At 72.2% G+C, this 5779-nt stretch carries 6 protein-coding genes; 3 read left to right on the top strand and 3 right to left on the bottom strand.

Annotated elements, in window-relative coordinates; all coding sequences use genetic code 11:
- Window positions 1-137: 137 nt before the first annotated feature.
- The gene (locus D7X55_RS34585; protein ID WP_120552547.1) at window positions 138-968 is read left to right on the top strand and encodes a PHP domain-containing protein; all 831 of its coding nucleotides are present in this window, start codon (window positions 138-140) and stop codon (window positions 966-968) included.
- A gap of 43 nt (window positions 969-1011) precedes the next feature.
- On the opposite strand, the gene D7X55_RS34580 is transcribed toward D7X55_RS34585, so the two are convergent.
- Window positions 1012-2556 carry a methyl-accepting chemotaxis protein gene (locus D7X55_RS34580; RefSeq protein WP_121725278.1) on the bottom strand — a complete coding sequence of 515 codons (1545 nt, stop codon included), beginning with the start codon at window positions 2554-2556 and terminating at the stop codon, window positions 1012-1014.
- Window positions 2557-2769: 213 nt separating this feature from the next.
- Here D7X55_RS34580 and D7X55_RS34575 point away from each other — a divergent pair, with 213 nt between their 5' ends.
- Together D7X55_RS34575 and D7X55_RS34570 are read left to right on the top strand one after the other, a co-directional pair.
- Window positions 2770-3138, top strand: a complete 369-nt coding sequence (locus tag D7X55_RS34575) for an NADH-quinone oxidoreductase subunit A (RefSeq protein ID WP_120552545.1) — start codon at window positions 2770-2772, stop codon at window positions 3136-3138.
- Window positions 3139-3147: 9 nt separating this feature from the next.
- Window positions 3148-3711, top strand: a complete 564-nt coding sequence (locus D7X55_RS34570) for an NADH-quinone oxidoreductase subunit B (RefSeq protein ID WP_120552544.1) — start codon at window positions 3148-3150, stop codon at window positions 3709-3711.
- Window positions 3712-3794: 83 nt separating this feature from the next.
- On the opposite strand, the gene D7X55_RS34565 is transcribed toward D7X55_RS34570, so the two are convergent.
- A complete protein-coding gene (locus D7X55_RS34565; RefSeq protein WP_199747283.1) occupies window positions 3795-4163 on the bottom strand; it encodes a PaaI family thioesterase in 369 nt (122 codons plus the stop codon).
- The coding region (locus tag D7X55_RS34560) for a sulfatase-like hydrolase/transferase (protein ID WP_121725277.1) at window positions 4153-5779 on the bottom strand (1627 nt) is incomplete at its 5' end. The genes D7X55_RS34560 and D7X55_RS34565, both read right to left, overlap by 11 nt.

The following is a 5779-nucleotide window of genomic DNA, read 5'->3' as shown; positions in this document are numbered from 1 at the left end:
CGCCAGAAGGGCCGCCACCGGACAGGAACAAACCGCCCGTCGTGCGGATTCACACAGGGCCCGCTCTTCCGGCCCCTTCCCATGGGGACATGGCGTAAGAGTGCCCGCCTCGCCGCCCTCCGGAGGGTCTTCAAGCCGTGATCGACCTGCATTCGCACACCACCGCCAGTGACGGCCAGTACCCGCCCTCGGAGCTGGTGGCGCGCGCCGCCGCCTCGGGCGTCACCGTCCTGGCCGTGACGGACCACGACACGGTGGCGGGGATCCAGGAGGCGAAGGCCGCCGCCGCCACGCATGGCGTCGAGCTGGTGCCCGGCATCGAGCTGTCCGCCTTCGTCTACGGCAAGGAGGCCCACATCCTGGGCCACTTCCTGCGTCCCGAGGACCCGGAGCTCGCGCGCTTCGCGGACCGGCTGCGGGACGAGCGCACCCGGCGCATGGAGGCCATGGTGGCGCGCCTGCGCGAGCTGGGCTTCCCGGTGCGCATGGAGCAGGTGCGCAAGGTGGCCGGGAACGCGCAGCTGGGGCGCCCCCACCTGGCGCGGGTGCTGGTGGACCAGGGCTGGTGCCTGGACGTGAAGGCCGCGTTCGACCGCTTCCTGGGCACGGGCCGCGCGGCGTGGGTGGAGCGCTTCAAGCTGGACGGCGCGGAGGCCATCCGGCTCATCCGCGACGCGGGCGGCACCGCGACGCTGGCCCACCCCGGCTCCTCCAAGATGGAGCGCCCGGAGATTCAAGCGCTGGCGAAGGCGGGCCTGTCCGGCCTGGAGGTGCTGAGCGTGGACCACAACCCCACCGTGCGGCAGAAGTACCTGGCGCTCGCGGCGGAGTGCGACCTGGTGCCCACCTTCGGCAGCGACTTCCACGGCGAGGCGGTGGCGCCCGACCACCGCCTGGGCGTCGCGGCCATGCCCCCGGAGCTGTTCCAGAAGCTGCGCGCCCGCGCGCCGTCGTCCCGGGCGGCCTGAGCTTCAGGGCTTCAGGGCTTCAGGGCTTCAGGGCTTCAGGGCTTCAGGGCCGGGGCTGCTGGGCCTTGAAGCGGCTGGTGACGGCGGTGAGCCCTTCGGCCACGGCCTGGAGGTCCTGGGCGATGCGCGTGGTGCGGCCGGTGGCGTCCACGCCCTGCTTCACCAGGTCCGCCACGTTGCGCGCGCCCTGCACGGCCTGCTCGCTGGACTGACGCTGCTGGCGGGTGGCGATGGTGATCTGCCGCGCCGCCTCGCTGGTGCCGCGCGCCAGCTCCACGATGCGCAGGAAGACGGAGGAGGCCTGCTCCGCCACCTCCACGCCCCGGTCGCTCGTGGCCATACCCACGCGGGCCTTGGACGCGGCCTCCTCGCCGGAGTCCTGCACCTTCTCCACGATGCGGGCGATGTCGCGCGCGGACACGGACACGTTCTCCGCCAGCTTGCGCATCTCCGCCGCCACCAGGGAGAAGCCCCGGCCCACGTCGCCCGCCTTGGTGCCCTCCAGGGCCGCGTTGAGCGCCAGCAGGTCGCTGCGCTCCGCCACCTGGTTGATGACCTGGGCGATTTTCGAGACCTGCTGCAGGTCCTTGTTCAGTCCGACGATGGCGTCCGCCACGCCCTTGGACTCCGTGCGGATGTCGTTGATGCCGCCCACCACCTGGGCCACCACCGCCATGGCCTCCGCGACGGCGTCATGGGTGCGCCGCGCGCTGGACTCCACCACCTCCGTGGACGAGGAGATCTGCTCGGCGGTGCGGGACAGCTCCTCGAACGTGGCGGCGATCTGCTGCGCGTACGCGGCCTGCTGGCTGATGACGTGCTCCTGGTCCGCGGAGGCGCCCATGAGGCCGCGCGACGCGCTGGACAGCTGCTCCGTGCGCGTGACGAGCTCCATCACCGTGGTTCGCAGCGTGCCCAGCATCTCGTTGAAGGAGGTGGCCATCTGCCGGACCTCCCCTGCGGCGGACACGTCCAGCTCGCTCCGGAACACGTCGCCCCGGGCCACCTCGCGCGCCACCTGGGTGACGCGCGACACGGGGTCCGCGATGGCGCGGCTGATGATGACCGCCAGGCCCAGGCCCAGCACCGCGGCCACCAGGTAGCCCATGAGCGAATAGCCCTCGGTCGCCGCCATCGCGGCCTTCACCTCGTCGGTGCCGAAGCCCGCGGCGTACTCGCGGCCGTCGCTCTCGCAGCGCACGACGACCCGGTGCGTCTGCCGCGCCACCGTGCAAGCGCCCGCCGGGGGCTTGGGCGGCAGGGTGACGTCGTCCGGGGCGCGGCCGCGCACCACCACCGTGCCGTCCGCGCGGGTCAGCTGCTGGAAGTTCAGCGTGAAGCCGCCGGACTCCACCTGGGCGAAGACCTCGTCGCGGTGGGCCCGGGCGTCCGGCGCCGTGTCCGGCAGCGCGAGCGAGGGGTGGCGCACCACCAGCGTCCCCAGCGTCACGGCCCGGCCGGCCAGGACCTCCAGGCCGGCCGCCTGCTGCCGCGCGGGGAAGTACACCCCGCTGAAGAACACCACCGCGAGGCACGGAAGCAGCACCGCGATCGCCACCTGCATCCGCAAGGTCAGCCGGCCCCACATGTCGACGACTCCCCAGGCGATGAGCGCTGAAAGGACAGCCCGCTGACGGTAGGCGTGTGCTCCCCACACCGTCAAACCGGCCCGGCCGGCTGATCCACGGGCCATCCAGGGCAGGCGTCCGGTTTCGGCCGTCTTCTCAAGGGGTTGGCGTGCCCGGCGCGGGGGGATTTCCCTTTGACACGACGCCAGCGGTGTCGCTAGGTTCCGCGCCCGATGACTACACCCCTCGCCCCGTACCTGCCTCTGGCGGTGGTGCTCCTGCTGGCCGGTGTCATGGGGATGATCATCCCCCAGGTCACCACCCGGCTGGGCCCCAAGCGTCCGAGCAGCACCAAGTCGGCCCCCTTCGAAGCAGGCTCCGAGTCGAGCGGTCCCGCTCGCCAGCGCTTCGCCGTGAAGTTCTACGTCATCGCGCTGCTCTTCATCGTGTTCGACGTGGAAGCGGTGTTCCTGTACCCCTGGGCGGTGAACTTCCAGGCGCTCGGCTGGTTCGGCTACGTGGAGATGCTGGTTTTCGCGTCGACCCTGGTCGTGGGCCTTATCTATGTCTGGAAGAAGGGCGCTCTCGACTGGGAGAGCTGAGACAACGACATGGCTGACACCGACATCGCGCCGATCATGACCACCCGCCGGGACGAAGCCATGGGCTTCTTCCAGAAGCTGGTGTCCAAGGGCCTGGGCTGGGCCCGCAAGTACTCGCTGTTCACCTACCCGTACGCCACCGCGTGCTGCGGCATGGAGTACATGTCCGTGGCCGCCAGCCGCCACGACATCTCGCGCTTTGGCGCGGAGTTCCCGCGCTTCTCGCCGCGCCAGGCGGACCTGCTGATGGTGGTGGGCACCATCAACCTGAAGCAGGCCCCCATCCTCAAGCGCGTCTACGAGCAGATGACCGAGCCCAAGTGGGTCGTGTCCTTCGGCGTGTGCGCGTCCTCCGGCGGCTTCTACGACAACTACGCGGTGCTCCAGGGCATCGACCGCATCATCCCGGTGGACGTCTACATCCCCGGCTGCCCGCCGCGTCCGGAGCAGGTGCTGGACGGCCTGATGCTGCTCCAGGACAAGATCGGCAACCAGGTGCACCGGCTGCGTGACCCTGGCCAGCCCAACGAGACCGCGGCGCACCACGACCGCATGCTCGCCGCCGGCAAGTAGTCGCAAGCCCCACGGCTTCACCCCACGGGCCCCGCGCCGCCTCTTGAAGAGGCCGGTGACGGGGCCCGAGGCGTTCCTGCCGCCTACCAGCGGTGGTACGCGGGGTGGCCTTCCTTCACCGCGACGAAGGTGCCCCGGCAGGTGGCCGTCACCTTGCCGTTCTCCCCGGTGAGCGTGCCCTCCACGACGACGCGGTCGCCTTCAATGGACACGGGCTTCGCGGACAGGTGCACGGGGCCCATGGGCGTGGGGCGCTTGAGCACGATGGCGTAGTCCGCGGTGACGGTGCACGGCGGGGTGGACGCGCCCTGCGCCTTCATCAGGTGGTAGGCGGCCGTCCAGTTGCAGTGGCAGTCCAGCAGCGCGCCGATGATGCCGCCGTTGAGCACGCCCGGGAACGCCTGGTGGTGCTCCTCCGGCGTCCAGTCCGCGACGACGAGGTCACCCTCCACGCGGCTGCGGATGCGCAGCCCCTTGGGGTTGGCCGGGCCACACCCGAAGCAGGCGTTGTGGGGGGCGTACGTTTCCTGGAGTCCGCGGGTCGTTTCGGTCGTCGACATGGCCGGCGACTCTACGTGAGGCGGACTCCGGTGCGCGCTCCCTCACGTCGTCCAGCCAGTCCGCCAGCGCCAGCGCGTCCGGCCCTGCACAGTCGCCCATGCAGGTGCGGCGCACGCTGCCGTCCGCCTGGGGCCGGTCCACCACCCAGCGCTGGCCGTCGAAGGCGCCGGTGTCCTTCTCGCGAAGCACGGCGGTGCCCGCCTCGTCGCCCATCTCCACCACGCCGTCCGGGCGCAGGCGGTACGCGTCGAAGGTGCGCGGCGCGCCGGGCCAGTGGCCGGGGTCGAACACCTCCGGGCTCACGTGCGTGTAGCCCGTCTCCGCGTACAGCGGCGCCAGCGGGCGCGCCTCTCCCCTCAGCAGCGGCGCGAGCGACGCCCCGTCCGACTCCGGCAGCAGCGACAGGCCGGACAGCTCCAGCAGCGTGGGGCCCACGTCCACCAGCCGCGCCAGCGCGTCCACCTGGCCGGGCCCCGCGCCGCGGCCACCGGGCAGCTTCACCGCGAGCAGGATGCGGTTCTCCTCGTCGCCCAGCCGCGCGCCGTGCACGGACGTCGCGCCCGCCAGGTCCGGCCGGTCCGCGTGGAAGCTCTCGCCGTGGTCGGACATCAGCACGATGAGCGCGTCGTCGTAGCGCCCGGAGGCCCGGAGCGCGTCCAGCAGCGTCCCCACCTGCGCGTCCGCCTGCGCGAGCAGTTCGTCATAGAGCCCCTCCGCGCCCTCCCGGTTCCACGCGCCCTTCGCCCCCGGCGCCACCGGAGCGAAGTGCATGCGCAGCCGGCGCTCCAGCGGCTCGGAGGCGGACACGTAGCGGCGATAGAACGGGTACACCGGGTCGCCGGGGAAGTGCGCCGCCGTGGCGTGGAAGGCGAAGAGCAGCGGCCCCTCCCCTGCTTGCGCCACCAGGCCGTCCGACAGCCGCCGGGCATAGCCCATGGGGTCATGGATGCCGGCCAGCGCGCGGTTGTCGATGAACTCGGGCACCCACGCGGCGCCCACCGGGTTGTCCGCGAAGAGGCCCAGCGCCCGGTAGCGCAGCTTCTCCAGCGCGAAGTTGATGGCCCCGCGCGGAGGCTGCCAGCGCGTGGCGAAGCCGGAGGCCGGCCCCTCGAAGTGGAAGCGCGAGCAGTCCGTGGCGAACACCGTGTTCCACCCGGCCTCCGCGAAGCGCTGCGCGAAGGTGGGCGCCAGCACCAGCCGCGCATCCGGCGTCAGCGGGTAGCGCACGCCCGTGCGGTACGGCCAGCGCGCGGTGAGCAGCGAGCGCCACGCGGGCTCCGTCTGCGCCACCGGCGTGTAGGCCCGGGTGAAGAGCGTGGCGTCCTGGAGGAAGCGCTCGACGTGGGGCGCGACGCCGTGCCCCGAGTCGCCCAGCCGGTCCGGCCGGAACGCGTCGATGCCGATGAGCACCACCAGCGGCTGCCGCACGGAAGGCGCCACGCGGCGCACCGTCACCGCCACCGCCAGCACCACGACGACGCCCGCCACCACCGCCCCCGCGACGCGC

Source organism: Corallococcus sp. AB049A (genome assembly GCF_003668885.1).
Lineage (GTDB): Bacteria > Myxococcota > Myxococcia > Myxococcales > Myxococcaceae > Corallococcus > Corallococcus interemptor.
The sequence above is the reverse complement of the archived record's forward strand: the minus strand, read 5'-3'. Positions and strand labels throughout refer to the sequence as shown.